The sequence below is a fragment of the Patulibacter medicamentivorans genome, assembly GCF_000240225.1.
Lineage (GTDB): Bacteria > Actinomycetota > Thermoleophilia > Solirubrobacterales > Solirubrobacteraceae > Patulibacter > Patulibacter medicamentivorans.
The window spans coordinates 1-3,123 of the sequence record NZ_AGUD01000179.1 but is presented as its reverse complement, the minus strand read 5'-3'; the positions used below and the strand labels follow the sequence as shown (position 1 = coordinate 3,123).

At 78.5% G+C, this 3,123-nt stretch carries 4 protein-coding genes; 2 read left to right on the top strand and 2 right to left on the bottom strand.

Features of this window, described 5'->3' with window-relative positions:
* Positions 1-186: hypothetical protein (locus tag PAI11_RS27130; RefSeq protein WP_040599911.1), on the top strand; the 186-nt coding region annotated here is incomplete at its 5' end.
* Here PAI11_RS27130 and PAI11_RS24275 read toward each other — a convergent pair.
* Both PAI11_RS24275 and PAI11_RS11055 read right to left on the bottom strand, forming a co-directional pair.
* Positions 183-1,088 (bottom strand): CpsD/CapB family tyrosine-protein kinase, encoded by a 906-nt coding sequence (locus tag PAI11_RS24275; protein WP_007574519.1) that lies wholly within the window; start codon positions 1,086-1,088, stop codon positions 183-185. The two genes, PAI11_RS27130 and PAI11_RS24275, sit on opposite strands and share 4 nt — an antisense overlap.
* Before the next feature lie 6 nt (positions 1,089-1,094).
* Positions 1,095-1,610: a hypothetical protein gene (locus tag PAI11_RS11055; RefSeq protein ID WP_007574517.1), complete on the bottom strand. Its 516-nt coding sequence runs from the start codon at positions 1,608-1,610 to the stop codon at positions 1,095-1,097.
* A gap of 89 nt (positions 1,611-1,699) precedes the next feature.
* On the opposite strand from PAI11_RS11055, the gene PAI11_RS11050 reads away from it, so the two are divergent.
* Positions 1,700-3,123, top strand: a 1,424-nt coding sequence (locus PAI11_RS11050) for a glycerol-3-phosphate dehydrogenase/oxidase (protein WP_040599910.1), incomplete at its 3' end; no start/stop codon positions are given.

Here is a 3,123-nt window from a genome sequence, read left to right as displayed (position 1 = left end):
GCGCCCGCCGCCCGAGCCGACGCGGTCGAGCCGTCCGACGGCCCGCCGCCTCTGCGTAGCGCGGTCCTCGTCGCCCGCGAGCTGCTGCAGCGCGGCATGCCCGCCGAGCGGGTCCGCGAGCGCCTGGCGGCCGGCTACGGGGTCGAGGACCCCGACGCCGTGCTGGCCGCGGCCGGCGCCGCCTAGGTCGCGTCGCGCAGGTAGCGGTCGTAGCTGCGCGGCGTGCTCGTGCGGCCGGAGACCGCCAGCACCGCGCTGAGGCCCTCGGGCAGCAGCGCCGCGGCCTCGGCCAGCTCGGCGCGGTGGACCTTGCCGGGGCGGGCCACGACGATCACCCGCTCGACGGCGCCGTGGGCCAGCAGCTCGCGGGTGTCGGCGACCGGCAGCAGCGGGGCGGTGTCCAGGACGACCGTCGCGTCGAGCCCGGCCAGCTCGGCCAGGACCCGCGCGCCGTCGGCGCTGCCCAGCAGCTCGGGGGCGTTCGGCGGCAGCTCGCCCGCGGGCAGCAGCCGCAGCCCGGGCTCGACCTCGACCAGCAGGTCGACCGCCGGGACGCCGCCGACGAGCGCGGCGGTCAGGCCCCGCGGGTACGTGGGCGACTCGCCACCGGCCAGCGCCGCGGCCAGCCCGGGCCGGCGCAGGTCGGCCTCGACGGCGATCACCGGTCGACCCGCGCGGGCGAGCGCACGGGCCAGGCCGGCGGCGATCGTGGTCTTGCCCTCGCCCGGGGCCGACGAGGTCACCGCGACCGTCCGTCCGCCCTCGGCCGCGGGGTCGGCGGCGAGCTGGAGCGCGGCCCGCAGCATCCGGAACGCCTCCTCCTGGCGACGGCGGTCGGACTCGCTCGAGCCGGGCGGCGGCACGTGGGCCACCAGCGGCAGGCCGGTCAGGCGCTGGGCGTCGGCGCCGTCGCGGACCCGCCGGCTGCGGCGCAGGACCAGCAGGGCGGCGATCGAGCCGACCAGGGCGCCCGCGGCGGCGCCGGCGGCGCCCGGCCACCAGCTGCCGTCGTCGACGAGCACGCCGGCACCGCCCCCGATCAGGGCGAGCGGCACGAGCAGGAGCAGGACGATCGCGAACGGCGGCATGGAAGGTCAGTCGGCGAGGCTGCGGAGGCCCTCGTTGATCCGCCGGCGGGCGTCGTTGACGCGCGCCTCGACGGTCGCGGTCTCGGTGTCGAAGCGGGTCTTCGCCCGCAGCGTCGCGCGTGGCTCACGATCGCGCAGCGAGCGGCGGAACTCGTCGAGCGGCGCCTTCCAGCGGGCGAAGGCCTCGACCAGCGCGGCGTGGGCGTCGGCGACCACCGACGGCGGCTTCACCCCCTGCAGCTGGCGCTCGACGCCGTCGATGCTGTCGCGCAGCCGCCGCACGGCCCGGTCGACGTCGGCTCGCTTGTCGGCCAGCGGAACGGTCTTGTTGAGACGCTGGAGGTCCTGCTCGAAGGTCTGCTGGATGCGGTTGACGCGGTCCGCGTAGGCCCCGGCCTGGCGAACCTCCTCGGCCTGGCCGCCACAGCCGGAGAGCGCCCCGCCGCCGGCGAGGGCCGTGACGACGAGCAGCGCGGGCAGGGCGCGGTGGCGCAGCGCGGCGAGCGGGGAGCGGCCGATCACGGGGCGGACCCTACCCGCTCGCGAGGCCGGGAACGACGGCGACGAGGTGAACAGTTGCACAAAATCTGTTCACAAGTCAACATGAGGCCATGGCGCTCGACCTCCCCACGGCCCCCGGTGCGCTCGATCACCGTGCCCGCGCCCGCCAGCTGGCGGGGCTGGGGGACGGCCGGGCGGTCGACCTGGTGGTCGTCGGCGGGGGCGTGACCGGCGCCGGCGTCGCGCTCGACGCCGCGACCCGCGGCCTGCGGGTGGTGCTGCTGGAGCGGCGCGACCTGGCCTGGGGCACCAGCCGCTGGTCGAGCAAGCTCGTCCACGGCGGCCTCCGCTACCTGGCCTCGGGCGCCGTCGATCTGGCGCTCGAGAGCGCCCGGGAGCGGCACGTGCTGCTGACGCGGACCGCCCCGCACCTGGTCCGCCCGCTCCCGTACCTGATCCCGCTGGCGCACGGCGTCGGTCGGGTCGAGGGAGCGGAGCTGCGGGTCGGCCTCGGCCTCGGCGACGCGCTCCGCGCCGCCGCCCGCACGCCGGCCGCGGCGTTGCCGCGCGCGCGGCGGGTCACGCCCGCCGAGGCGCTCCACCTGGCACCCGGGCTCGCCGACCGCGAGCTGCGCGGGGCGATCCTCGGCTGGGACGGCCAGCTCGAGGACGACGCCCGGCTGGTCGTCGCGATCGCCCGCACGGCGGCGGCCCACGGGGCGACGATCCTGCCCGGGATGGAGGTCCGGCGGGCCGCGCCCGGCGACGTCGAGGCGGTCGACTGCGAGACCGGCGAGACGCTGCGCCTGGCGCCGCGGGCCGTGATCAACGCGACCGGCGTCTGGGCCGGCGAGCTCGACCCGGGGGTGCGGTTGCAGCCCAGCCGCGGATCGCACCTGGTCCTCGACCCGTCGGCCTTCGGCGGCCAGCTGCGGGCCCAGGTCTCGGTCCCCGTCCCCGGCGAGTCGGGACGCTTCCTGCTGGTGATCCCGCGCCCCGACGGCACGGTGATCCTGGGCCTGACCGACGACCCGGTCCACGGGCCGATCCCCGAGCTGCCGGAGCCGACCGAGGGCGACCGCCGCTTCCTCCTGCAGGGGGCCTCGGCGGCGTTCCGGCGCCCGATCGGGCCCGAGCACGTGATCGGCGCCTATGCCGGCCTGCGCCCGCTGGTGGCCGGCGACGCGGGGGCGACCGCCGACCTCTCGCGGCGCCACGTGGTCCACGTCGCGAGCAGCGGCGCCGTCACGATCACGGGCGGCAAGCTCACGACCTACCGGCGGATGGCACAGGACGCGCTCGACCGGGCCGTGGCCGAGGCCGGGATCGAGGCGCCGGCCTGCCGGACCACCGGCGTGCCGCTGGTCGGCGCGGCCCCGCGCCGGACCCTGTCGGGGCTGGCCGCGCCGCGGCGGCTGGTCGAGCGGCACGGGATCGAGGCCCCGCGGATCATGGCGCTGGCCGACCGCGACCCGGCGCTGGCGCGCCCGGTCGCCCCCGGGTCCGACGTGCCGCTGGCCGAGCTGGTCTGGGC

Bases quoted from the DNA above. Each gene is read 5' to 3' on its own strand.
- PAI11_RS24275 (WP_007574519.1), bottom strand. From the start codon at position 1,088: ATGCCGCCGTTCGCGATCGTCCTGCTCCTGCTCGTGCCGCTCGCCCTG.